We start from the raw sequence: 23,394 nt of genomic DNA, 5'->3' as shown, positions 1-23,394 counted from the left end.
TCAGTCGATGCCCTTGCCCGGACGCGGTACCAGCTTCGGATCGACCTTCTCGCCTTTCTTCGGGCAGATCGACGCGATTTCGGACCTGCGCTGGCTCAGGTAGAGTTCGCGAGTCGCCACATAGGGGTCGGACGAATTGGCCCGGATTTCCTTGAGCTGTTCGTCGATATCGATGCGATCATTGAGTGAATCGATGATATTCGCGGGGATCGCATAGTATGGCCGATCGAGCGGCTTGCCGATCACCGCGGGCATCAGGAAACGGTCGATACTGACGCCGATCACATCGCGCAGCGTCGTCGGGCCGACTAGCGGCAGGAAGAAATAGGGTCCCGGCCCGATACCGTAGCAGGCGAAGGTGTTGGCGAAGCCGTTGGGTACATAGGGCAGATTGAACGGCTTACGCTTCGCCACATCGACGAGACCGCCGACGCCGATCGTCGAGTTCAAAGTGAACCGTCCGGCCGACTTGACCGCCCGGCCCGGCTTGAGTTGCAGCAGGAAGTTGAGAGCGGTGATGGGCTCTTCGAGATTGCGCAGGAAGTTCCTGAGCCCTAGCCGGATCGGCTTGGGCATCACGTTCTTGTAACCCATCGACACCGGGCCGACGACAGCCTGATCGACCGCCTGGACGACGACATAGGACTTGGCGTTAAGGTCAGCCATCGGATCAGCCGGGTCCTTTTCGCGCGCGGTCACCACGATATCGCCCCCGGCGGCGGGCTTGTGATCGGGCTGCGGCGGGGGGGGGCGTAGCGGCCGCGGCTGGTGGAAGCGGAGCAGCGGGAACGGCGGGTGCTGGCGGAGCACCGGGAATGGACGGCCGGGCTTCGGGGTCTAGTTCCGCCGGCACAACCGGTGTCATCGGAATGGGCGCCGCCCCCATACTGGCGGGCGTGGCGGTGCTGGTGGCGCCACTCTGTGCCGCATCGGTAGCAGCATCGGCGGCCGGAGCCATACTCAGGGCGAGCGACAGGGCGAAGGAGGCCACGGTCATCGGGCGCGCTCACGGTGGAAGCGGCGCAAGTCGTTGAATCGGCCCAATGTAAACCCCTGACGATGACGCTCGACGTGTCACCGGCACAAAGGCGCGGCCCAAGCGGCGACCCCGTCAGCTATACGTATAATGACCGAACTGTCCACGGCTTGTCACAATAACCGTGGCCCTAAGCGAGGACCGCCGCGCGTTACAGTGCTGAAATGCCCAGGAAGTCCGGGATCGGCCCGTTCCACCCCTCGCTGGCGGGCTCGGCTTCAGGCCGGCGCTCGCGGCGCGGTGCGCGTTCTTCGGGGCGCCTGCCATCGGGCCGCTGGTCCCGGGGCTGCCTTTCCTCACGGTCGCGTGACGGACTGCGCGCATCGCGCTCGCGGCGGGGCCTCTCCTCCCGAGCAGAGCGTTCCTCCCGGACAGGCCGTTCTTCGCGCGCCGGCCGTTCATCGCGTCCTTCGAGTTGAACCTCGAACAGCGGAATCGCACCGCCGGTCAGCTTCTCGACATTGGCGATCGCCTCGGCGTCCTCGTCGGCGACGAAAGTGAAGGCGCGGCCCGTGGCGCCCGCGCGGCCGGTGCGGCCGATACGGTGGACGTAGTCGTCCGGATGCCAGGGGGTGTCGAAGTTGAAGACGTGGCTGACGCCCTTGACGTCGAGCCCGCGCGCAGCAACGTCGGAGGCGACGAGGATGTTGATCGTGCCCGCCTTGAACCGGTCGAGCTCGGCGATGCGCGAGGACTGGTCCATGTCGCCATGGATCTCGCCGGCGGAGAAGCCGTGCTGCTTGAGGCTCTTGGCCAGCTCGCGCACCGTGGTCTTGCGGTTGGCGAAGACGATCGCGGTGCCGACGTTATCGGTCCGCAGCAGGTGGCGCAGAACTTCGCGCTTCTGCCTGGACTGCACCTTGACCTTGTGCTGGGCGATGTTGGCGTTGTTCGAAGCCGGCCGAGCCACCTCGATGTACTTCGGATTGGTCAGGAAGCGGTCGGCCAGCTTCTTGATCGGCGGCGGCATCGTCGCCGAGAACAGCAGCGTCTGGCGGTTGGCCGGCAGCTTCGTGCAGATGTTCTCGATATCGGGGATGAAGCCCATGTCGAGCATACGGTCGGCCTCGTCGATGACGAGCAGATCGCAGCCGGTCAGCAGGATCTTGCCGCGTTCGAACAGGTCCATCAGCCGGCCCGGCGTGGCGATCAGCACGTCGACGCCCTCGTTCAGCGCCTTGACCTGGTCACCCATCTGCACGCCGCCGATGAGCAGCGCCATCTTGAGGTCGTGGTTCTTGCCGTACTTCTCAAAATTCTCGGCGACCTGAGCGGCAAGCTCGCGCGTCGGCTCGAGGATCAGCGAGCGCGGCATCATCGCGCGGCGGCGGCCGTGGGCGAGGATGTCGATCATCGGCAGCACGAAGCTGGCGGTCTTGCCCGTGCCCGTCTGGGCAATGCCGATGATGTCCTTCATCATCAGCACCGGCGGGATCGCCTGCGCCTGGATTGCGGTCGGCGTGTCGTAACCGGCCGCAGTGACCGATTGCAGCAATTCGTCTGACAGGCCGAGATCGGCGAAATTCATAGGCTTGGCTGATGTCCGAAAAACAGATGGGCCGGCGCTCACGTGCCAGCCCCTACCCCGCTCGGTCGCCCGAGCTGGAAACTGCGGCGCGTTAGGCTCAATCGAGCGGCAAAGTCAAGGAAATGACGCTGGAAATGGCGCCTATTCGTCGGCCCTATTCGTCGGCATCGATCAACTGGCGGATGCGCGTCAGCTTGCAATTGGCGCCGCTGCGCGAGAGCAGCGTGTCGCGATCGACGCATAGCTGCCCGTCGCTGGTCCGCTCGATGTAGAAGCCCGAGTAGAAATCGCGCGCACGGCAGGCGCGTTCGAGCACGGCACTGACCATGCGTCGATCGCGCAGGAACAGGATCAGGCGGCCGCCGTTGTCCGGCTGAACACCCGAAATATTGGCCACCGAAACGCAGCGCCCCATGTTGCGCTCGACCATGCGCGGCGCGAGTTCGCGACCTGGCAAATCCATGATCACCGGCCGCGGGACCGGCATCGGCCGCGATAACGGCGTGATGCGGATCGACATGTGCTGCTCGATGCGCACCTGGTTCTGGGCCTGGACACGGAAGGTTTCGGCGACGTCGCTGAATATCCACTTCGCGGTCTCGGCCGAGCCACTGGGGAGCATATCGGGCCGAGGCGGCGGGTTCTCGCCCATCGCCGCGTAGGGCACCTCATATGGATCGCGCAGTTCGATCACGCCCGCGGCCGGGAACAGCAGCACGAAGGGTGTGAGCAAAACGGCGGCGAAGCTCATCGGTCAATTCTGCTCAAAGGTGCGCGTGCCAACGTCGGGAGGCGCGGCCTATCCCCCGCCACCCAATACGCCGCTTAATTGAACCATCGCTTAACTGGGCAGCCGGAGCAAGAGACGGGAGGCCGGCAATCCGCACAATCCAGCCCTTTGGCCAGCCTTCTGGACGCCATGATGGATGCAACCCCGCTTCGTCTGTGCCATAGCTGCGGCATGACTGCCAGCGACACCTTCCTCGCCGAAGCCGGTTCCCTGCTCGGGCCCCGAGGCCTTACCAGCGACCCGGACCTCATGGCCCCCTGGCTCACCGACTGGCGCGGGCGATTCACCGGCCGGGCGCTCGCGATGGCATCTCCGGCGAGCACCGAGGAGGTCGCCGCACTGGTCAAGCTCTGCGCCGCGCACCGCGTGCCGATCGTGCCGCAGGGCGGCAACAGCTCGATGTCGGGCGGGGCGACGCCTGACGAGGAAGGTGGTGAACTGCTCCTCTCGCTGCGCCGGATGAACGCGATACGCGAAGTCGACGGCGAAGGCCGCAAGGCTGTCTGCGAGGCCGGGGTAGTGCTGCAGACGTTGCACGAAGCCGCGGCCGAGAAGGAGCTGCGCTTCCCGCTGACGCTCGGCGGCAAGGGCTCGGCCACGATCGGCGGGCTGATCTCGACCAATGCCGGCGGCGGCCAGGTGCTGCGCCACGGCTCGATGCGGGCGCAAGTACTCGGCCTCGAAGCCGTGCTGGCCGACGGCAGTCTGTTCTCGCAGCTGACGCCGCTGAAGAAGGACAACCGCGGCTTCGATCTCAAGCAGTTGCTGATCGGCTCCGAAGGAACCTTGGGAATCGTCACCGCGGCGACGCTGCGGCTTCTGCCCGCGGTGGCCGACCGCGTGGTGATCTGGGCCGGCCTGCCCTCGCTCAAGGCCGCCCGCGCGCTGCTGCTTTATTGCGAGGATGCGATCGGCGAGGCGGTCGAACAGTTCGAGGTCCTGCCGCGGAGCTGCCTAGAGGCCGTGCTCGCACATCTGCCCGACGCCCGTGCCCCGCTGGGGGGGGCCGCACGCCTGGCACGCACTGGTCGAGGTCGTCGCCGACCGCGCCTCGGCCGAAGGCCTGCGGGAGCGCTGCGAGGCAGCCATCGCCGGAGCCTTCGAACAGGGTCTAGTCGAGGACGCCACTTTCGCCGCCAGCGAGGCCCAGGCCGAAGCCTTCTGGCTGCTGCGCGAATCGATCGCCCCGGCCGAACGTGCGCGCGGAATTGCCGTCCAGCATGACATCTCAGTGCCCGTCGAACGCATGCCCGAATTCGTCGAGGCCGCCGTGCCGGAAATCGAAAAGGCCTGGCCTGGAACCGAGGCGGTCGCCTTCGGCCACCTCGGCGACGGCAACGTCCATTTCCATGTCATCGCGCCCGCCGGTACCGAGCCGAACTGGCAGCTCGGCGATGGCAAGGCGATCAGCCGCCAGGTCCACGATCTGGTCACCCGCTGGGGCGGTTCGATCTCGGCCGAGCACGGCATCGGCCAGCTCAAGCGCGACGAACTGGCCAGGCTCGGCGACCCGGTCGCACTCGACATCATGCGCCGCGTCAAGGCTGCGCTCGACCCCGCCGGACTGCTCAATCCGGGCAAGTTAATTTCGAGCTGATTTAGCGCAAACTGGGGCCTTCCTCAGCTTGCGCGGGTAACGGCCAGCGCCTAAAGGGCAGCGCGACTTCCAGCGCTCCACAGGAGACCTTTCATGGCCAGCGCGCCGCAGAATGCTTCGTTGCCGATTTTCTACAAGGATCTCGCTCCGCTTAACCGGCAGGATCACGCCGGCTGGAACAGCAAGGGCACCGATCGCGCGCCCTGGCTCGTCGGCCAGCACGCTATCCCGCTGACCGTCGAGGAATTCCCGATGGCGCAGCGCCACTTCCCGATCGTCTTCTCGAGCGGCGAAGATTCCGTGCCGCTCGCGCTGATGGGCATGAACGAGGGCATCAACGTCTACGTCGATGACGAGGGCGCGCTGACCAACCCGGTCTACATCCCCGCCTATGCCCGCCGCTATCCGTTCATGCTGGCCAAGCTTCAGCCGGAGTCGGAAGAACTGTCGCTCTGCTTCGACCCGACCAGTGGGCTCATCGGCGAGTTCGATGAAGGTCAGCCGCTGTTCGAAGGCGAAGAGCCGTCGGAAAGCACCAAGGCGACGCTGCAGTTCTGCGAGCAGTTCGAGATCGCCGGGCAGAAGACCGCTACCTTCACGGCCGAGCTCAAGAAGCACGACCTGCTGATGGACGGCGAACTGGCGTTGCAGATCGAAGGCCAAGAACAGCCCTTCACCTATCGCGGCTTCCGCATGGTCGACGAAAGCAAGCTGCGCGAAGTCCGCGGCGACGTGCTGCGCGGCTGGAACCAGAGCGGCCTGCTGCCCCTGATCTATGCGCACCTGTTCTCGCTCGAACTCGTCCGCGATATCTTCAGCCGCCAGGTGCAGCTCGGCAAGGGTCCGGTTCCCGCGCCCGTGCCGGCCTGATCTAGAAGCCGCTCTCGATCTGGGAGAGCGTAGAAAATCGCAGGAAGGGCGCGGCCGGCAGCGGTCCGCGCCCTTCTTCGCATGGGGCTTGCCTCCGGATTCGAGCCAAGCCTACTCCACATTCGACCTATGTCTTGTGCCAGTATGCGGTTCGGGGGTTGCAAGGCCGGGCAGCTAGGCCTATTTTAGGTGAGTCCTGTCAGCGCTACCCTCATGGCCTGATGGGACTTGGTGCACATCGTGCACCTCCTCCCTGAACCTTGGCCACCTCGTGCATTGCACGAGGTGGTTTTTTATCGGCCATCCGCCTCGGGGCTTATTCGGCCGCTTCGGCCCAGCCCGGCGACGAACTAACGCGGCCAAGCGCGGCGACCTCGACCGCGAGCCTGCGTACCAATCCGGTCAGCAGATGCGCGATCGCGGCGAATCCCTTGCCTGGTTCGTTCAGCCGCGATCGAGATAGGAACTGCGGTCGATCTCGAGCTGCAACGCGTGCAGCCCCTCGCCCGGCGCCGCGTGACGCTCGAGCACATAGCCGCCCGCGTAGGGCCGGTTGTGCGCCGCGCCGCGCCGCATCTCGGCGAGATAGGCGAAGGACGATCCGATCAGGCTGCCGTGGCAGCTCGTGCCGAAACGATCGCCGAGGACGAATTCCGGTGGCGCCTGGCCCCCGCGCAGGGCGAGCGGCGGCATCGAATGCAGGTCGAACAGCAGCGCCGCGCCCCAACGATCGCGCAGCTTGGCCAGTTCCTCACCCAGAGCGACGTGATAGGGCTCGTGGATTTGCGAGATGCGCGCGGCGAGATCGTGCTCGTCGTGACGCCGCTTCCACAGCTCGCCGATTCCCGGTAGCCGCCGCGGAATCAGACCGAGGCCGCTACGCGCGCGTTTGCCCGGCGTATAGCTGCCGACATCGGCCGGCGCGCCGCAGCCGAACATGTCCCAGTCGACATCGTCGGCCGCGCGGTTGAGATCGATCATCGCACGCGGCGCGTGGGCGATCAGCAAGGTTGCCCCCGTCTCGGCCGCGACCTTCTCGGCCAGCAGGTCGACATAGCGATCCTCGAGCCGCAGCGCAGCAAAGCCCGGATTGCGCATCCGCTCGAGCAACGAACCCGGATAGGCGCGCCCGGCATGCGGCACGGCGATCAGTACGGGAATCGCGGAGGGAAGCGGCCCCGACACGGTGAAGGCATGAACACCTGCGGACCCCGGAATCTGCCCACCTGTCGACAAATGCGATTCGCCTGCTTCCGATTCGGTACCGTTCATGCGCCGAAGCTGAACTTTAGCGGGCTTTGTGTCAAAGTAGGCCATCCGTTATTGGGACGAGAATTTTAACCCGAAAGCCTCTATAGCCTGTCGACCGCGAGCGTTATGAGGCTCGCCCAAAGAATAGACGGACCGGAGACCCATGATTCGCATCCTGCTCGCCGAAGATGAGGAAGCGATGCGCGTCTATCTCGCGCGCGCGCTCGAAAATGCAGGCTACGAAGTCGTCGCGGTCAGCCGCGGCACCGAAGCCCTGCCTTATCTGGAGCGCGAGCATTTCGACCTGCTGTTGTCCGACATCGTCATGCCCGAGATGGACGGCATCGAACTCGCCCAGCGATGCGCCGAACTGTGCCCGGAAACCAAGGTGATGTTCATCACCGGCTTTGCCGCGGTGACGCTCAAGGCCAGCCGCGAAGCACCGCAGGCCAAGGTGCTGTCGAAGCCATTCCACCTGCGCGATCTGGTTCTGGAAGTGCAGCGGGTGTTCGGCCATTCGGCGCAAGCGTTAATCTAAGAAAGCGTATTGCATCCTGGAGGCAGCCTCGCTAGAGGCCTGCCCTCGCCGAGGCGGTTAGCCGCCCGGCTGGCGAATGGTGCGGGCGTATAGCTCAGTGGTAGAGCACTATGTTGACATCGTAGGGGTCGCAAGTTCAATCCTTGCTACGCCCACCATTCGCCGGTCCAGAAAAAAGCCCCGCTAACGCAAGACGTTAGCGGGGCTTTTTCTTGTTCGACTTAAGCTCGGCAATGCCAGGATTTCGTCGGATTTTTGCGTGAAATTTGCGTGAAATGCGGGAGCGGCCACCTTGGCGAGGTCCGAAACCACATCGTCGATACCTGCAGCGATAGTGCCCAGATACTCGGGATCGAACAGCGCGTAGCGGCTCGACGTCCTACCCAAAACCCTGTGCCCTAACGCCATCTCGAGTTCGAAAAGGTCCACCCGGCGATTCGCGAGGATCGTTGCCATGCTGTGGCGGATCAATTTGGGACCCCAGCCGTCTGGGATGCCAAGTTGCTGGCGGGCGCCGTCCCAGGCGGAGCGGACCGACGCTACCCTGCCCTGGGTCACGACATGTGCCCCCTCGGATTCATCGTAGCTACTGCGTTCCGAACAGACGAACCATTCATCCGTCGATGAGAGCCAGAAATGCAGGAGATCGACCACGGGCACGATCGGCCGGAACTTTTTGGTCTGGATCCTCCCGGCCGGATTGAGCGCGAACATTCGCTCGTTTTGCATCCACTGTTCACGATTTCGATCTACGCTCATGTCGTAAATCGCGTCCGGGCGAGCCAGCGTGCAAACTGCTGCGATCAAATATCGGCGGAAGGGGAGAAGCCGATCCGCATGCCCAGCGTAATTCCCCGCCCCGCGCACACTGTAGTCGAGAAGCTCGCCGATCGCATTCACCGACAGCCGGTAGGTCCGCTCCGGCGTGACCTGGTTGCGAGTCTTATGGGCGAGCGGGGGGACGTAGCGCGTGCGGCGGGCCTTGAAGGCATAGTTCAACGCGGCCTTGAGCTGGATCACGCTCTCCTCGACCGTCGATGCGGTCCTTGGGCGGCTTTTGCCGTCGACCCAGTTGCCTGCGGCATCCTTCTTTCGCGCTACGATAGGTATCTTGATCGCCCAGGCGCGAAAACGCGAAAGGAGGCGATCATCGATGTGCTCAGGTAGGATCGGATCGTTTAGCCGCCTCTCTGCAACCTCGGCATCGAGGAAGCGTTGCATCAGGGCAAATCGAGATTTGATCCCGGCCGCGCTGGCCAGGTGTTGCCCGTGCTCGATCCAATAGTCGCTCATGGCATCGCCAACGGAATAGGTCTCCTGCTCCAGGACCGTTGACGTGTGGGTGGCGAGGTAGTGGTCGTCTAAGGCGTTGCAGGCTGCACGAACATTCGATGCGCCCGTAGTCTTCCGCTGCTGACGTCCGGTGGAGGGATCATACCACCAGATGTACCATCGGTCGCTGGTGGGCTTCCCCGTCTTTTCCTCTGACAAGATCGAGCCAGAAGGGTCCGCGTTGATAGACGCCCCCTTTGATCGCCGACATTTAGCATGTTCCTCCAAGGCCCTCGCCTTTGATTCAGCGAGAGTGCCGATCACTCCAATTGCCGCGAGCAGCTCCAAGTCTGCTGACGACAGCTTGATTCCAATTCCGTTCTGCAGAGCGCGCGAGACCTTGCGGTCGAGCTTCACCAGAGCTTCGCAGAGGTTGGGATCCGTCATCAAACGACGACCGGGAAACTGGAATTATGAGACGATGACGCCTGGTCGATCGAGATGGTTGGGCGCGGCATCGTTCTAGTCCGCTGACTGGCTGGCCGCCGGGTTCGCTGCGGCGGCGAAGACGTCTGCCCCAAATCGCTTTCGAAGGTGCGTTGCTACGCTCCGCGCATAACTGCGCTGACGCCATCCGGTGGGGCTATGATACGTTCCCACGGCCTCCCAATAGTTCCCGGTGATCGCGAGGCCGGTCAGGAAGATCCACCGCGCTGCCTGCACATTGAAGCACGGGTCGTTTTGCAGCCACTGGCGGACGTGTCCGGTCGGGCGACCGACTAACGCCGCGATCCGCGGCGCCCACCAACTGTTTACCTGTAGCGGACCAAGATCGTGGGTTCCGTTGGTATTGCGGACCGCCGCGCCAACCCAACCACCCTCCTGGTCTCTCAGCCCCCATAGTGTCCTTTCCAGCCAGGCGCTTCCCCGTGCGGCAACACGAATGCAACGCCCTACCCTTTCTTCCTCCGCTCCACGCGTCGGGAGACGCGCCCAGGCCGGACTTGAAAGGCTCACGGCCAGCGTCAGCGAAATGAGCGCGCGGCAAAGAAAGATACGGCGGGCTATCATCGAGGACCCTCAGCGTTCGTGTTGATGATTGGGCGGCTGCAGCTCGCGCTCAGGCCTCGATTCCGACCTTTGAGCGGGTTCAAGAACGTCCCTCGCAAAGCGCTCGAGAGATGCGAATATATCTCGAGCATTGCCCGCCAGGGTCTGGGCGACAGCGAGACGCGTCGAACGCGTCCGCGAGCGTTCGAAATCGCGCATGCGCCGATCTTCCCGAAGATGGTGCTGCTCGGCTCGGTGAACTTCGATCTGAGCGAAATGGCGGTCCGAGAGCGCATCCGCGCGATCACGCCCGAGCCTCCCGAGCCCCTCAAGGGCAGATGTTTTTTCTCCCGATCTGCTCGATAGCCTCTCCGCAAGCCGCTTCTCGTCTTCGGTCCAGAGCTTCACGCCGAAGCGGGCGCGGGTGATCGCGGTGTAATAGTTCTGCCCGTTGACGAGGCTCGAGTTCACCGGCGCGAGCACGTAGGCGCGGTCGTAGGTTTTCGATTGGGACGAGTAGATTGTCTCGGCGTAGCCGTGATCCCAGGTTTTGTGCCGATTGAGATCGATTTCCTGGCGGCGATCACCGCGATCCCATCGGATGGTCGCGACAGTTCCGGCGAGGCTCTCAACCGTGCCGCGCTCGGCGTTTTTGATCGCGAGTTCCTTGCTGACCAGCCGCCACTGGATGCGATCACCGACGGCGAGACTTCTTTCCTCGGACGCGAAGACGTTGACCTGGCGTGCGCTGCCGAGCCTCGGATCCCACCCGATGACCCGGCCATGCTCATCTACGAGTTGAACGACCTGGCGGCCATTTCCATTCCGCCGAAGACCAAGAACCCGGTATTCGGTGTCCTTGGCAACACCGAGACCCGCGATATCGCGCCCAAACGTGACGACCTGACCACGGACGTAAAACCGCGCGTGATGCCGCTCCTCAGCCGACATGCCAGAAGGCGTCAGCACTCCCAACCGAGTGTTTTCTGCAGCGATGACACCCTCGCGCTTCAGCACCTCGCGGATCTGGCCGTTCACGATCAATCGTGTGGCATTGTCGAGGACCAGGATATTCGTGCTGGTGCGGGTTTCCGGTTTCAGCCTGGTCCACTCCGAAACCAACATCTTGGCGAGCGTGTCGGCGCTCGCCCCACTCACGACCCTGTCGAGGCTAGCCAGCGAAGCAGCATAGTCTCCCGATCTGGCCGCGGCGACGCTGGCCTGCATGGCTTTCGTCTGCTGGCGCACGGACTCGGTGAGCAGCGCCGTGGGCATGCCCATTCTCTGTAGGAGCCAAAACGGCTTGCCCTGCTCGATGGCACCTGTCTGCTTGTTATCGCCGAGCAGGAGGAGCCTCGCGCCCGTGTCACGGCTGATTTGAAGGATCCGAAGCGCCTGCCTGCTTCCGAGCTGTCCCGCTTCGTCCAACACCATGACGTGAGCAGCCGTGATGTCGCGGCCACCGCTCGCAATGAGGCTGGCAACGGTGCGTGATTCAATTCTGGCGGTGTCCCCAAGGTTCGCCGCCGCAGATGACGTCGGAGCTACCGCGACGAACGTCGTGTCCTGCCCGGCAGCGACGCTGAGCGCTCGAACGAGAGTCGACTTGCCCGAACCCGCCACCCCGTGGATCGCCGTCACCCTATCGCGCGACAGCGCCGCATCGACGAGCGCCCGCTCCTGAGCCGGAGTGAGGCCCGCGGTATCGAGGACGGCGAGCAGTCGATCCGACGACGCGATAGGGCGTCCATCCTCGAGCGCGAGCGCAAGGTGCCAGGCCAGCGACTGCTCAAGGCGGGCAGTCTTCCGCGTGGTTCGACCGCGCGTGTGAATTTGGTCGCCGCTCTCCGAACGGGTTGCGAGGAGCTTACCGCGCTCCTCGTGCTCGTTGAGCAACGGTCGGACGTCGCCGAGACGAACCTCACCGACGTGGCTTGCAAGACCTAACCTGATCATCCTGCCAAGGTTGTTGATTGCTTCGCCAGTCTCCGCCTGACGCATCCCGAAGAGCGCAGCACGGGCCGCCACTCTCTGCTCAATCTGGAGATCAGGTGACGCAGCCAGCACCGCCTCGCCAACCATTCGTTCCAGACCTTCGGAAAGCCGAGCACTCCGCACGGTCCATTGCTGGTGAAGAGCATCAAGCCCCTGCTTCGCTTTCGGTGGGCGCGTCTCGTAGAAGGACTTTCTCCGCTCGGCCTGGCCGGTCAGGCCGTGCTCGCTGGCATGGGCGTCGATCTGCTCGGCACGCTGGGAAAACGTGGCGATGAGTTCCGCCGGTACTCCACGTATCTCGAACAGGCCCGAGCGCGGGTCGTGGTCGACAGCATAGCCAAGCGAACGCAGATCATGAGCCAATTCGTTTCGGTAGACCTGGCCGGCGACCATCTGTTCGGCATACATCGCCCGCGTCTCGAGGCTCGCCATCTGCTCACCGGGCTCGTGGTTGGTCATGTTCATGACGACGGCATGCGTGTGCAGATGCGGGTCGAGTTCCCGGCTGGCGTGCTCGGTAAACCGGGCGAAGATCAGGCGCCCGGTGGTCTCGTGCACGATCTCACCGCTGTCCCGCCGCCGGAGCGTCGCATGTTCCTCCAGGTAGCCCAGCGCTGTGCTGACCGCGCGCTCATGAGCGGCGATGATTCGGTCGTCGCCAGCGACGAGCGCCATGATCGAAACGCTCTTGGGTGCGTTGACCGCAAAGTCCCATCCGGGATGATGTTCGATTTCCCCGTTAGCCCGGTGGCGTCCGAGTTGCTGGCCCGCAACCCGCCCGGCGATCAGTTCCTTGAGCGCGGCGGGATCGACCTTGCCCTCGAGCCCCAAGTCGCGCGCGATAGCCCCGCCCCACTCCGAGTGCTCGCCCGCCCCTTTGGAGTAGTAGTCGCCCACCGCGTAGTAGCGGGCGATATTGGACGCCGTGCCCTTGAGGCGGCGCGGATGGATCACGCCGGCTTCGCAGTTTCGCGGCCGCCGTCCGCCCGGCCGTGCTGGACAAGGCTTGAGGTTATACGGCGTTGCCGCGCCGAAAGTTGCTCCCAGGCGCGCCGAGTATCGATCGGCAGCGCGCCCTCGGTAGCGTAAAGGATCGCTTCGGTCTGGATCTCATCGGGCTTCGGCGCCGGCTCCGTGAACAGGTCTGCTTGAGCCTCGGAAGGTTTGGCCGCGCGTCGCCGCGCGGGCTTTGTCGGTGGGGCGGGCGGTTGAGAGACCGGCTCCTGTTCGAGGCGGTCCCTGAGCTTGGCTTCTGCGTGCGCGATGCGGACCAGTTCGCCCGCCATCGCATGCCGGAAAGGTGGAGCTGTCCGCTCGGCGAATGCCGCGGACCGGGTGGGCACATCGTTGTAGCGATCCTCGAAACGGACAACCGGCAGATTGCGCCCGAACCTCAAGAACCCAGTCAGGTTGGGCAGGTTCGTGACTTCGGTGTGCATCACGAGAGGCCTTGTCACCTGCAGCCGGCTGAGGTTCACGCCATCGCGCATATCGTTGACGCCGTAGGACATGCCCTCGTTGGCTTCGACCTGCTCGACCTGGCCCAGGTTCTCGCTGACGTGCTTCGCCGTCGGAGAATCGTTTGCCCGAAGCGCGACCCAGGTCGAGCAGTAGCCGGTGATCGCCGCGGCATCCTGGATGCCGTAGGTGGCCTCGAGCTGCGGATAGCTCTGGAAGCCCAGGATTCCGCATCCGCCATACTTCCTCGCACGGGCGAGAAAGTCCGAGAGCGAGGGTAGCTTTTGGAGCGTCGGGAGTTCGTCGATCACGCAGTACAGGCGGCGGTCCTGGTCCGGCGACAAGCTCATGATCGCGGAGATCGCGATGTCGATCCACACCGTGATGAGGGGACGCAGCGAAGGGAGCTGGTCAGCCTTCACGCTGATGAAAAGCCAGCTGTCGTCCCTACCCTCCTCGACCCATTCGCGGATCGAGAAGCCGTCCTCGGTATCGTCGAGATAGGAGAAGCTACGCATCACCGAGGCGAGCTCAGCCTGGATACCAGCAGAGGTCCGCTCGCCCTCCGTACTGATGAAGGCGGCCGCGTCGGTGCCGGCGGCAAAGGCAGCGAGTTCCTTGAGTTTCGAGCGCAGTAGCCGGTCGAGCAGGAGCGAGACGAAGGTGTGCTTCTGCTGGGCGAGCTTGCGCAGGACCGCGACCAGGGTTCCCCGCGCCGCCTTGGCCCAGAACGGATCGCCCGATTTGTCCGGGATCGTCGACTCCGCGATCTGGTCGTAGTGGTACTCGCGCGGGACATCGACCCACGGCGACCAAGTCGCCGTGCGCTGGTCGAGCGGATTGAGGATCGTATCGATCTCGGGCCGGTAGAACTTCTCCACGAAGGTCCCGGCCGCATCATAGACGATCGCCCGTTTGCCCGACGCCCGGATGCCGGCGAGCATCTTGACGATGAGGTTGGTCTTGCCAGTCCCCGGTGCGCCAACCAGGAGGACGTGCTCGGTCTCGAAGGCACTCGGAACGGGCACGCCGCCGATCGAGAAGCTCCCCTTCTGATACCGCCAGAGCGCGCGCTTTACCTGCCGGATCGTCCCGAACCGGGCACCGCGCAGATACTCGTTCGAGCCGAGACCGCGGCCAGTCCGGGTGAAGTAGAACCAGGCATAGCTGAGCGCCGCGAGAGCAAAGATGCCCGAGATCAAAGCCCCCTGCAGCAGGGCGGCCTCGAACGTATGGAGCGTCTGCTTGGCGATGCCTGAGGCGAGCAGCCAATCGGCAGAGGTCCAGTACTCCTGGCCGCCAGGGGTCTTGAAGAGGACGGGATCGTTGGTACCTGGCGCGGCCTTGGCCTTGATCACTGCCTCGGCGAGCTTCGCAAGGACGAAGCGCTCGTAGTCCGAGGACTTCTCGAGCGCGTACCAGACTATGCCAATGATCCAGAGGATGAGTCCGGCGCTCACGGTCTGGAAGAAGACCTGGGTGGTCATGCGCACGTTATGGACGATGGCCTGCCCGCCCCTCGTCCAGGAGCCGAGCGTGTCGTTGCGGAAGATACTCATTCCGGCCTCTCGATAACGGGGAGGCCATGTTCGACGAGCAAAGCCCGGGCCTCGGTGATCCCGTCCTCAAAGGCCTTGGGCGCCACCTGAGCCATCCACGTGCCAAGCATGGCCATAGTTTGGAGAGTGGTCGCATAGATGTCGTCGAAACGGGCGTGATAGCCGAGGGGATCGGTGCCCTCGAAGCGCACGAGCAGATCCCGCAGGTAGGCGGACGGGGTGGTGCCAGTGGTTCGGGAGCGATCGATCAGACGATCATAAAGCTCGTCGTCGAGACGTATCGTAAGCCGGGGCACGTGAGGCTCCTTCGATGGAGCCCCGACGGCAGAAGTCTTGAAGCACCCTCAATATAGCCAATTCATCGAGCATTTCCAGCATTTTACATCGGCTGACGGTGTCGGACGCTTAGTGACGATAGAATCCAATCACTTACGTTTGCGGGCAAATCGACCGTCGGACGCGTCAGACGCTTAGTGACATTTCGTCAGCCGCTTTGCCGACGCATCAACCAACTGAAATCGCCGCATTTCCCGCCCCGCAGCACCCGTGCGTACGGTGCATTACAACTTACGCCCTTCGGGGCGTGCGTCGAGCCTCCCGCAGGAGCTTGCCTCCTGCGCCGAAACGACACTGGTAGTGGGGGTAAATCGCTGATCTGGAAGGGCAACTTCGACGCCCCGAAGGATCGGCAATGACCGGCCCAGCGGGCCGGTCGCGCCGTACAAAACCTGGCTGCCCATAAATCCCCGCGTGTCCTGGGGATTTTCTCCCGGACGCGCTCCGCCGGCCTTCCAAGGCCGGGATATATGGAGCCCGACGTCATGCGACGTACCGACAAGACCGACCTTTCGATGTTTGACATTCGCACCATTGCCCTGTCGCTCGCTGGCGAGACCCTGCTGCGCGACTCAGCAGTCCATGGCCTCGCCCTGCGCCTGCGTGCCTCCGGCGCGCGGACGTGAATCATGCTCTCGCGGGAACGCTCTGCTGGCGGACGGCGCCGAAGCGCCGAAGGCGCCTTCCACGGCACCCTTCTTCGAAGCCTTCCAGCCTGAGCACGAAGGGCGATGCGGCGCTTTCTACAAGCCCCAAGGGCTGGACACCTATCGGTCCTATGTCCGGCGCGAACTGATGCCAGCCTTCTCCGGCAAGCGGATCGACACGATCACACGGCAGGACGTCGTCCGCTGGTTCGAGCAGTACAGCGCGAGAGCCCCCGGCGGTGCCAATCGGGCGCTCGGCATCCTTGGTCAGATGCTCGGTCGGGCGAAGGCATGGGGCTACATGCCTGAGGACTGGCGGAACCCGGTTGCAGGCATCAAGGCCAACCGGCGGCGTGTCGTCGGCGCGTTCCTGAGCGAAGCGCAGATGGCGAGATTCGGGACCGTCCTCGACGCCCGCATTGCCGGCGGCTGCACTGCATCGGCGCTCCTTCAGTTCCTGACGCTGACCGGGTGCCGCGTGAGCGAAGCGATCGATCTCGAATGGCGCGACGTTCTGCCCGACCGGCTGCGGCTCCGCGACAGCAAGACGGGCGCCCGCGACGTCGCGCTCGGCATCGTGACGCGGCGTTTCCTCAAGGACCACAAGACCGCGCTCGATCGGCGTGCCCGCGGACCACGCAACCCCGTCTTTCCACTGGTCGGCGGTCAGCGATACGAGGTTGTCCGCTCCGTATGGCTGTTGGTGCGACGGGAAGCAGAGCTTCCCGATACACTACGCATCCACGACCTGCGGCACAGCTTCGCCAGCCACGCGATCATGTCGGGCGAGACCCTATTCTGCACATCGCGCCTGCTGGGTCACAGCCGCATTCAGATGACGGGGCGTTATGCGCACCTCGCCGATACGGCGCTCCTTGCGGCCGCGGAGAGGATCGGCACGATCCTCAGGAAAGGTCAGCGGGCATAGCCTGCTGCCGCCCGAGACGAAGCGCGAGCAGCACCGCTCGATCCCTGGTGTTCCTCGCGAACCGAGAGCCCGGCGGCATTGCCGCCGGGCTCAAGCTTCCGATCTGTTAGCGGCACCTACGAGAGGTGCCGCTGATCGTCTCCGACCTCAGAGAGTTCCTTCGCCTTGGCGAGGAAGTCGACCTGCTCGGCGATAATCTCGCTGCCGAAGCGATCGGCGCCGGCCTGGTCAGTCCAGCGGGTGTAGTGGATGCGGCCCGAGACCATGATCAGCGCGCCTTTCTTGACGTGCTCGGCCACGGCCTTGCCGATGCCATTGAAGCAGGTGATGCGGTGCCATTCGGTGTCGGTCTGGCGATTGCCGGCGTTGTCGCGATAGCTTCGATTGGTAGCCAGTGACAGGCTGGTGATGGAGCTGTCGCCGCGGGTGCTGCGGACTTCCGGGTTGTTGCCGACGAAACCGACGAGAGTGACCGAGTTTTTCATGTTCTGACCTTCCGAAGCTGTTGTTCGTCCAAGGGACCGTCCCTTTGACTGAGCCCCGATCGGACCGAAGACGGGCAGGACCGCACCGACCGCAGGGAGGGAAACTACGCGGCTAAGGGGTGGTGCGGGCAGTAGCCCGAAGGGCGACAACTCGGCCCTGAAGGCGCGCGGGTTGCGTGTGCTGACCTGCTTCGGTCAGGGGCCTGTTTCAGTCTTGGAAAGGGACGGTGCCTCGGGCGGATCGGCCCCGCCTATTTGGCAGGCTGAACCCTGACCGGTAAGAGTCGCCGTTCGCAGCAAACCCAAAACGCGCCCGCAGGAACTTCCAACTTTCACTCGCACTCGTGCCCCGCAATCCTGGCCCCTCCGGCAAAACTCAAGTCGCCTTGGCCCTCGCTTCAAGCGCAGCGATCTGCTCGGAACAAATGACGTGCACGATCTGCCCAAGCGCTTCGACGCGCTCGTCCAACCACGCCAACTCTTCCGCGCTGATGCGATAGTGCTTGGAGTACCGAGCTTTGACGTAGGCCTCCTTGAGCTTCTCGAACGTTGCCCGTTCCTTCCGGGTGTCACGAGGCCATGCATCGACCAGCCGAAGATCGAGTCTCTCGGCTTGAGTACGCAGAAACGCGAGATTGTGATTATGCGGGGTGTAAAAGGTGCTGACGAGCAGGACGCAGTGGTAAAGTCTCTCGGCCGCCTGATGCATGAGAAATGCGGCATCCTTCAGCCGGCCTTCGCTCAAACTGAAGCGCGAGGTTTTGAGCATCCCCGCGCCAGCGGGGAACCATTCCTCGAAGTATTCCCGCGCCATTGCGATGTTAGCTTCTGGCGTTTTCGGCTTGGGTTCCGGCAGCGGCTTATCATCGGCTTCGAACAGCGCGATGCCGTCGCGCGCGATATCCATGAAGAAGAACCGGCCAAGCCTCGCATTTTCGGACCGCGTCATCGAGGCTCATGAACCAGTGGGCATTCAAGCACTCTGCCCGGAACTTGCCGTTGAAGCTTTCGATGAACGCATTGTCGGTCGGCTTGCCAGGCCGCGAGAAGTCGAGCGTCACGCCTTTCATGTAGGCCCAAAGATCCAGCTCGCGGGAGATGAACTCGCTGCCCTGGTCGACCCTGATCGATGCGGGATAGCCAACTTTCGCGCAGACCCGCTCGAGTACCTCGATCACGTCCGGCGCACGGAAGCGGAAGCGGGGTTCGACCGCTGACGAGTACCGGCTGAAGGTGTCGACCACCGTCAGGATGCGCAGCTTCGGTCCCGTTGCAAGCTGGTCATGGACGAAGTCCATGGCCCAGACATCATTGACGCGGGAGGCCGCGCAGCGGCCTTCCCTCAGCCTTGCCTTCACTCGCCGGCGGGGTGCTTTCTTGCGCAATTGCAGGCCCAACTCCTTGTAAAGCCGGTAGACCCGCTTGCCGTTGATCTCCCACCCCTCGCGCCAGAGCAGGACGTGAACACGGCGATAGCCGTAGAGAACCCGCGTCTCCGCGATTTCCCGGATGCGCTTCTTGAGGTCGGCCTGATCGGTGCGGCAACCGCGGTAGTGGTAGCTCGATCGTTCCGCCCGAAGCACGGCGCAGGCCCGCCGGATGCTGACCTGCCATGTGCCGCGAACTTCATCGACCAGCTGCCGCCGCCGATCAGGCCTCAAAGCTTTCGCGAGACGACATCCTGCAGCATCGCCTTGTCCAGGCTGAGGTCAGCCACCAGCCGCTTGAGCTTGGCGTTCTCCTCCTCGAGTTGGCGCAGACGCTTCATCTCCGACGGCATCAGCCCGGCATATTTCTTGCGCCAATTGTAGTAGGTCGCCTCGCTGATCCCGGCCTTGCGACACACCTCGCCGACTGACGTGCCATCCTCGGCCTGCTTCAGCACGAAGGCAATCTGCGCCTCGCTGAACTTAGTCCTCTTCATCGTTCATTCCGTCTCCTGACCCTCCGATCATAACTGGAATTTTCCAGCTCAAAACGGTCGAGGATTCGGGAGGCAGGTCAATGAAAGGACGGTCAATGAAGCGAATGGGCGGAAGACTTTAACCAGGAACGCCCGCGCTCGGCCCTTGGATACGAATCCACAGCGGCGTTCGCTGCCGAACTGCACAAGCAATGGCCTGCTTCGCTCGCCCTACGGGCTACGCTGCGCTGGCCATTGCTCAACCCGCGCTCGTCCCCAGATGGCGCGAACCGCCTGTTTTTTGACGCGACGGGTCAAGACAGACGCCTACTTTTTGTTCAGGGACCCTTTCCGTGTGGATCGCTCGCCTCGATCCAAGACATACTCGCGCGCACGCGGCCGAGCCTCATCGCTTGAGCGAGACTTCCAGCCGGAGAGCGCGCGAACCGCCTCGAGATTATCGGTTGATCCGGCGAGTGAGTTCTCGATGTTACCAGTGGACAGATGCAAATCGTGCCAAAAATTCAGCGATCGAAGAAATGCGAAATGGCCAAGCGCGTCGTCGAGGTGATGACGTATTTTTCGCAAGGGAGAGATGAAGCCTCCGTGATGGAAATCGTTCGGAGATATAAGTGGCCACAATCGAGTACTTCCGAACTTCTCACCACCCTGGTAGATTTAGGTATTCTCTACAAGCTGACGGACTCGCGGCGGTACCGTGCGTCCCCGCGGCTCGCTGCGCTCGGTTATGGCGTAGACGCCGAAGCAACAAACGGGCGCCTATTTAGCTACATCAACGACCTTGCGCGAATCCATAAATTCGGCGTCGGCCTCTTCGGAATGTCGGGGGTCGATGTTCAAGTCCTCCATTGGCGGCATTCTACGGAGATCGAGGACTGCAACCTGAATCGACCTCCTCTCTTGACTTCGACCGTCGTTGGTCAACTTCTTCTGTCGACACTTTCAGAAACTAGGCTTACGGGCCTCCTCTGGCGCACCCAGAGCGAAGCGCGTCCTGAAGAAAAATTCGATTCTGGAGTGGTGCGAAATCGCATTGCCTACTTTGGCTCTAAAGGTTGGTCCTCCGGCCTCTCATGTTTTAGTGCAAACATAGAAATCAGCGCGATCTTGCTGCCGGAGAACCTCGGTCAGACAAGGATGGCGTTGGGGATCTTCTATCCACGTACCGCACAAGTCGAGTCCCAGCTACTGGTTGCCGCAGTCAAGCGCGACATCGAAGCAATGATCCCAGTGAACGGCTCGTTCATCGAACGACCGGACGAGACTGCCTCAGCGTTGACAGCCATAGCTACGGCTCCCTGATCAAGTCCGCCCGAACGATGTAGGTCATTTCTGCCTATCGAACAACTCGGCCGCCTCCTGCGCTTTTGGCTCCCCTATAACTATCATCATAATTGCTATGGTACGCTAGAAAGACATCGATAGGTCGGCACCAAGGCTGGAATGCGCGCATCTGGTTGCGAAGATCGAAAATCGGGCAGAATGACAGGGCGATGCTATTCGTAAGTCGACGGACGGAAGACCGGATAGGCTCCCGTCACCGCTAGACAAATGGAGCAAATTGCGTAGCAAGGCAACGTGAGCCAAAGCATCGCGTTATAACTTCCGGTGCTATCTCGAAGAGCCGCGGCGGCTAAAGGGCCGAGCGAGGTGCCCGCGGCAGTGCCGCTCACCAAAAAACCGAAAAGAACGCCGTAGCTGCGAAGGCCAAAGTGCCTTGAGGCAAGATAGGCAATCATGTCGACTTCCGCGCCCAGGCAGATCCCGAGCAAGCCTGCTGCAAGAAAAGCAGTGGGAGGATTGACTGGCAACAGCAGCAGGACGAGCGTTGGAATGACCGGCATCAGCGCGACGATGCCCCCAACTACAGCCCCCTTGCAGCGATCGAGCAGCAAGCCTGTACCGAGACGTCCAACAATCGACATCAAACCGGCGGAGCCGGCGACGGCCGCGGCCATTTCGGCCGAAAGCCCTTTGTCTCGAAGCAGCGGGACCAAGTTCATGATCACACCTACTGCAGAGAAGCTGAAAAAGGAGCCAAAGGCGAGAAGCTTGAAAAAAGCCGATGAGAGAACGCCTTCGCGAAATGCGACGCCGGGTAAGGCAGCGGCGCCTTGCTGCTTGGGCGCGCGCCTGATGCCATCGACATCGCGCGGCGTCCGCAGAAACAGAAAGGACAGCGTCAACGTCAGTCCAGCCCATATCAAACCAAGTCCGACATAAGCACCTCGCCAGCCGAAATGCGCCAGAAGCTCTGTTGTCAGACCTGGTATGACCGCCGAGCCAAGTCCAAGCCCGCAGATCGTGACGGCAAAGGCGAATGCGCGAGAGCGTTCAAAACGCGTTGCGACCGCGCCGCACCAAACGTTGGGCAGCAACCCAATCGTGCTCAGTGAAAGCAAGATCCAGACCGCGTACCATTTCCAAAGTTCGCCATCCATCGCGGCGAAACTGATCATCGAAAGGCAGAATGCGGCTAGACCGGGAAGCGCAATGCGTCTTGGCCCAAGGCGATCCATCAGCCAACCGCTTACGATCGCAAGAAAAATCCCATTCGCCGAAGCGATCGCCGGTCCGAGCATAATTTCGGTCCGTGTCCACCTGAATTCTCGCTGCAGCGGCTCTATAAGGACGCCCAGCGAGTATAAGTGGATCGAAATGATCGAGATCCCGATTGCCGAAACCGCAACCAGTGGCCAGTGCTGTGCCCACTCCTGTCTCGACAGCATATGCTTGGAAGTCGTGTGCATCGGTCAATCGCCTGAGAAAAGTGCGGTGCCGCGTTGAGCGGTCAAGCCTCGCGCAGTCTTCTTGATGACTGAATTTTGAAGGTGCTTGGCGCCTGGTGAAACTAGGCTGATGTGGTGGGGACAGATTCTCTTGGGATTTCCTGCTCGCATGACACTGCAATTGGGCTTTACGATAGAGAGAGACCGGAGAAAGGTGAAATCATTTCCTCGCCTGTCTTACGGACACAAACAATTGTCGCTTCACATCAATACGCGCCATACCTTGATAGGCAATATAACTGCCTATACTTTCCGTAATCTGCCCCAGCCTCTCATTTTCACAATAATTTCGCCAATCAAAGCCGAAGCAAGACGCAAGCCAGGATTCCTGCTCGGGGCCTATTCCGACTGTATTTTTGGGTTCCGGATGCCTCGAATGCGTCAACCCAAACAGTCAGACCTTTTTAGATCATAGGTCACGATAGGAAACTTTGAATGTCTGCGATTCATCCGCGCATTTCAGTCAATTCGCTTTGCTTCGCCGGTGCTGAAATTCCTGAGATTCTCGAAAGCTGGCGAAATTTGTCGCCAACAATCGTGAGCTTAAGAAGCAATCTTTTGACGGACAAACTGTCACCTCGGTTGATCGAGAACATTCGCGAGAACCATTTCCGTGTAGAGACGATCTCTCATGCCTTCATTTCTGACGCTGCCGTGACGCAGCGCGAGCTTTGGCCGGCAGCACGTGCGGATTTGAATAGATTGATTAGGTCGGCCGAGGCAATTGGCGCTCGATCGGTCTATATGCTCACAGGTGGGCATGGAAACGAAGCATGGGAGGATGCAGCACAAGCCTTCAGCGAGGCGATTTCGCCTTGCGTATCCCAGGCTCGGGAGGCCGGCATATTGCTTCTAATCGAGCCGGCACCGATCTTCTATGCGGACAGCCATCTTGCGCATTCGCTGCGTGACACTGTCCTGCTCGCGGAAATGGCCGACCTCGGAGTGTGCATCGATGTCTTTCCCGTTTGGGCGGAAGCGGGTCTCAAAGAGACGATTCAGCGGGCCATGCCGCGCTGCCACTTGGTTCAGTTAAGCGACTACGTTCCGGGAGATCGCGCGATGCCATGCCGAGCCGTGCCAGGCACTGGCGCGATCCCGCTCGAGAGACTCATGGGTTGGCTCAATGCCGCCGGCTATCAGGGCAACTTCGACTTGGAACTGATCGGTCCACGCATCGATGCGTTCGGCCACGTCGATGCAGTGCGAGCAACGGCTCAAGTGGTCGGGGCGATGATCGACGCCCAAGATGTTTCGGCGCCATCGCGATTTTGCGATCGCCTGGAGCAATAGCCCTTAGCTCGCGCTTTGCGCCGTTTGACCGAGAATATCTTAACCGAC

General features: G+C 62.4%; 18 protein-coding genes, 1 tRNA gene and 2 pseudogenes. 8 read left to right on the top strand and 13 right to left on the bottom strand.

Annotated elements, in window-relative coordinates:
• From KRR38_RS02025 to KRR38_RS02015, 3 genes are all read right to left on the bottom strand, one after another.
• The gene (locus tag KRR38_RS02025) at nt 1-810 is read right to left on the bottom strand and encodes a VacJ family lipoprotein (protein WP_217398124.1); all 810 of its coding nucleotides are present in this window, start codon (nt 808-810) and stop codon (nt 1-3) included.
• Between the two features lie 377 nt (nt 811-1,187).
• On the bottom strand, nt 1,188-2,564 hold the full coding sequence (locus KRR38_RS02020; RefSeq protein WP_217398122.1) for a DEAD/DEAH box helicase: 1,377 nt from the start codon (nt 2,562-2,564) through the stop codon (nt 1,188-1,190).
• A gap of 154 nt (nt 2,565-2,718) precedes the next feature.
• Nucleotides 2,719-3,315: a hypothetical protein gene (locus KRR38_RS02015; protein ID WP_217398119.1), complete on the bottom strand. Its 597-nt coding sequence runs from the start codon at nt 3,313-3,315 to the stop codon at nt 2,719-2,721.
• A gap of 210 nt (nt 3,316-3,525) precedes the next feature.
• Here KRR38_RS02015 and KRR38_RS02010 point away from each other — a divergent pair.
• Nucleotides 3,526-4,951, top strand: a pseudogene (locus KRR38_RS02010) (FAD-binding oxidoreductase).
• 93 nt (nt 4,952-5,044) lie between these two features.
• Nucleotides 5,045-5,821 (top strand): SapC family protein, encoded by a 777-nt coding sequence (locus tag KRR38_RS02005; protein ID WP_217398117.1) that lies wholly within the window; start codon nt 5,045-5,047, stop codon nt 5,819-5,821.
• Nucleotides 5,822-6,265: 444 nt separating this feature from the next.
• Here the strand turns inward: KRR38_RS02005 and KRR38_RS02000 are convergent, their stop codons facing one another.
• Nucleotides 6,266-7,057 carry an N-formylglutamate amidohydrolase gene (locus KRR38_RS02000; RefSeq protein WP_309140955.1) on the bottom strand — a complete coding sequence of 264 codons (792 nt, stop codon included), beginning with the start codon at nt 7,055-7,057 and terminating at the stop codon, nt 6,266-6,268.
• A gap of 178 nt (nt 7,058-7,235) precedes the next feature.
• Between KRR38_RS02000 and cpdR the strand changes: the two genes are divergently transcribed.
• The gene (gene cpdR / locus KRR38_RS01995; RefSeq protein ID WP_217398115.1) at nt 7,236-7,610 is read left to right on the top strand and encodes a cell cycle two-component system response regulator CpdR; all 375 of its coding nucleotides are present in this window, start codon (nt 7,236-7,238) and stop codon (nt 7,608-7,610) included.
• A gap of 83 nt (nt 7,611-7,693) precedes the next feature.
• Nucleotides 7,694-7,768, top strand: a tRNA-Val gene (locus KRR38_RS01990).
• A 25-nt stretch (nt 7,769-7,793) separates the two neighbouring features.
• On the opposite strand, the gene KRR38_RS01985 is transcribed toward KRR38_RS01990, so the two are convergent.
• The 4 genes from KRR38_RS01985 to KRR38_RS01970 all read right to left on the bottom strand — a co-directional run bounded on the left by KRR38_RS01985 (nt 7,794) and on the right by KRR38_RS01970 (nt 15,240).
• Complete coding sequence (locus tag KRR38_RS01985; RefSeq protein WP_217398113.1) at nt 7,794-9,299, bottom strand: hypothetical protein; 1,506 nt, start codon at nt 9,297-9,299, stop codon at nt 7,794-7,796.
• A 663-nt stretch (nt 9,300-9,962) separates the two neighbouring features.
• A complete protein-coding gene (gene mobF / locus KRR38_RS01980; protein ID WP_217398111.1) occupies nt 9,963-12,881 on the bottom strand; it encodes a MobF family relaxase in 2,919 nt (972 codons plus the stop codon).
• Nucleotides 12,878-14,944: a type IV secretion system DNA-binding domain-containing protein gene (locus KRR38_RS01975; RefSeq protein ID WP_217398108.1), complete on the bottom strand. Its 2,067-nt coding sequence runs from the start codon at nt 14,942-14,944 to the stop codon at nt 12,878-12,880. Before KRR38_RS01975 ends, mobF begins: the two co-directional genes overlap by 4 nt.
• A complete protein-coding gene (locus KRR38_RS01970) occupies nt 14,941-15,240 on the bottom strand; it encodes a CopG family transcriptional regulator (RefSeq protein WP_217398106.1) in 300 nt (99 codons plus the stop codon). Before KRR38_RS01970 ends, KRR38_RS01975 begins: the two co-directional genes overlap by 4 nt.
• Nucleotides 15,241-15,765: 525 nt before the next feature.
• Here KRR38_RS01970 and KRR38_RS01965 point away from each other — a divergent pair.
• Both KRR38_RS01965 and KRR38_RS01960 read left to right on the top strand, forming a co-directional pair.
• On the top strand, nt 15,766-15,906 hold the full coding sequence (locus tag KRR38_RS01965) for a hypothetical protein (RefSeq protein ID WP_217398104.1): 141 nt from the start codon (nt 15,766-15,768) through the stop codon (nt 15,904-15,906).
• Nucleotides 15,863-16,855 carry a site-specific integrase gene (locus tag KRR38_RS01960; RefSeq protein WP_217398102.1) on the top strand — a complete coding sequence of 331 codons (993 nt, stop codon included), beginning with the start codon at nt 15,863-15,865 and terminating at the stop codon, nt 16,853-16,855. The genes KRR38_RS01965 and KRR38_RS01960 overlap by 44 nt, the downstream gene beginning before the upstream one ends.
• A 116-nt stretch (nt 16,856-16,971) precedes the next feature.
• Here the strand turns inward: KRR38_RS01960 and KRR38_RS01955 are convergent, their stop codons facing one another.
• The 4 genes and pseudogenes from KRR38_RS01955 to KRR38_RS37665 all read right to left on the bottom strand — a co-directional run bounded on the left by KRR38_RS01955 (nt 16,972) and on the right by KRR38_RS37665 (nt 19,264).
• Nucleotides 16,972-17,340: a single-stranded DNA-binding protein gene (locus KRR38_RS01955; RefSeq protein WP_217398100.1), complete on the bottom strand. Its 369-nt coding sequence runs from the start codon at nt 17,338-17,340 to the stop codon at nt 16,972-16,974.
• Between the two features lie 376 nt (nt 17,341-17,716).
• Nucleotides 17,717-18,262 (bottom strand): annotated as a pseudogene (locus KRR38_RS01950) (HEPN domain-containing protein); the annotation flags it as partial.
• Nucleotides 18,204-19,001, bottom strand: a complete 798-nt coding sequence (locus tag KRR38_RS01945) for an IS3 family transposase (protein ID WP_375293478.1) — start codon at nt 18,999-19,001, stop codon at nt 18,204-18,206. The pseudogene KRR38_RS01950 and the gene KRR38_RS01945, both read right to left, overlap by 59 nt.
• Complete coding sequence (locus KRR38_RS37665) at nt 18,998-19,264, bottom strand: transposase (RefSeq protein ID WP_375293477.1); 267 nt, start codon at nt 19,262-19,264, stop codon at nt 18,998-19,000. The genes KRR38_RS01945 and KRR38_RS37665 overlap by 4 nt, the downstream gene beginning before the upstream one ends.
• A gap of 525 nt (nt 19,265-19,789) precedes the next feature.
• Here KRR38_RS37665 and KRR38_RS01940 point away from each other — a divergent pair.
• Nucleotides 19,790-20,566: a helix-turn-helix domain-containing protein gene (locus KRR38_RS01940; protein ID WP_217398094.1), complete on the top strand. Its 777-nt coding sequence runs from the start codon at nt 19,790-19,792 to the stop codon at nt 20,564-20,566.
• Between the two features lie 194 nt (nt 20,567-20,760).
• Here the strand turns inward: KRR38_RS01940 and KRR38_RS01935 are convergent, their stop codons facing one another.
• Nucleotides 20,761-22,014 carry an MFS transporter gene (locus KRR38_RS01935; protein ID WP_217398092.1) on the bottom strand — a complete coding sequence of 418 codons (1,254 nt, stop codon included), beginning with the start codon at nt 22,012-22,014 and terminating at the stop codon, nt 20,761-20,763.
• Between the two features lie 474 nt (nt 22,015-22,488).
• Between KRR38_RS01935 and KRR38_RS01930 the strand changes: the two genes are divergently transcribed.
• Nucleotides 22,489-23,346: a sugar phosphate isomerase/epimerase gene (locus KRR38_RS01930; RefSeq protein ID WP_217398090.1), complete on the top strand. Its 858-nt coding sequence runs from the start codon at nt 22,489-22,491 to the stop codon at nt 23,344-23,346.
• Nucleotides 23,347-23,394: the final 48 nt, after the last annotated feature.

It is taken from the genome of Novosphingobium sp. G106 (assembly GCF_019075875.1).
GTDB lineage: Bacteria > Pseudomonadota > Alphaproteobacteria > Sphingomonadales > Sphingomonadaceae > Novosphingobium.
This window is presented reverse-complemented; position numbering and strand designations above follow the sequence as displayed.

Excerpts from the sequence above, each read along its gene's own strand:
- KRR38_RS01965 (WP_217398104.1), top strand. The coding sequence starts at position 15,766 with ATGCGACGTACCGACAAGACCGACCTTTCGATGTTTGACATTCGCACC.
- KRR38_RS02020 (WP_217398122.1), bottom strand. The coding sequence starts at position 2,564 with ATGAATTTCGCCGATCTCGGCCTGTCAGACGAATTGCTGCAATCGGTC.
- KRR38_RS37665 (WP_375293477.1), bottom strand. The coding sequence starts at position 19,264 with ATGAAGAGGACTAAGTTCAGCGAGGCGCAGATTGCCTTCGTGCTGAAG.
- KRR38_RS01940 (WP_217398094.1), top strand. The coding sequence starts at position 19,790 with ATGGCCAAGCGCGTCGTCGAGGTGATGACGTATTTTTCGCAAGGGAGA.
- KRR38_RS01955 (WP_217398100.1), bottom strand. The coding sequence starts at position 17,340 with ATGAAAAACTCGGTCACTCTCGTCGGTTTCGTCGGCAACAACCCGGAA.
- KRR38_RS01975 (WP_217398108.1), bottom strand. The coding sequence starts at position 14,944 with ATGAGTATCTTCCGCAACGACACGCTCGGCTCCTGGACGAGGGGCGGG.
- KRR38_RS01960 (WP_217398102.1), top strand. The coding sequence starts at position 15,863 with ATGGCCTCGCCCTGCGCCTGCGTGCCTCCGGCGCGCGGACGTGAATCA.
- KRR38_RS01930 (WP_217398090.1), top strand. The coding sequence starts at position 22,489 with ATGTCTGCGATTCATCCGCGCATTTCAGTCAATTCGCTTTGCTTCGCC.
- KRR38_RS02015 (WP_217398119.1), bottom strand. The coding sequence starts at position 3,315 with ATGAGCTTCGCCGCCGTTTTGCTCACACCCTTCGTGCTGCTGTTCCCG.
- cpdR (WP_217398115.1), top strand. The coding sequence starts at position 7,236 with ATGATTCGCATCCTGCTCGCCGAAGATGAGGAAGCGATGCGCGTCTAT.
- KRR38_RS02005 (WP_217398117.1), top strand. The coding sequence starts at position 5,045 with ATGGCCAGCGCGCCGCAGAATGCTTCGTTGCCGATTTTCTACAAGGAT.
- KRR38_RS01935 (WP_217398092.1), bottom strand. The coding sequence starts at position 22,014 with ATGCACACGACTTCCAAGCATATGCTGTCGAGACAGGAGTGGGCACAG.